Origin of the sequence: Neisseria sp. P0008.S010, assembly GCF_051962715.1 — a bacterium.
Lineage (GTDB): Bacteria > Pseudomonadota > Gammaproteobacteria > Burkholderiales > Neisseriaceae > Neisseria > Neisseria elongata.
Map to the genome: position 1 here is coordinate 1 of NZ_JBQCVA010000480.1, position 208 is coordinate 208.

The following is a 208-nucleotide window of genomic DNA, read 5'->3' on the forward strand; positions in this document are numbered from 1 at the left end:
TGCCAGCAGCCGCGGTAATACGTAGGGTGCAAGCGTTAATCGGAATTACTGGGCGTAAAGCGTGCGCAGGCGGTTATGTAAGACAGTTGTGAAATCCCCGGGCTCAACCTGGGAATTGCATCTGTGACTGCATAGCTAGAGTACGGTAGAGGGGGATGGAATTCCGCGTGTAGCAGTGAAATGCGTAGATATGCGGAGGAACACCGAT

At 52.9% G+C, this 208-nt stretch carries 1 rRNA gene; it reads left to right on the forward strand.

Going from position 1 to position 208, the window contains the following annotated elements:
* Positions 1-208 (forward strand): 16S ribosomal RNA (locus tag ACTHSL_RS14420); the annotation flags it as partial.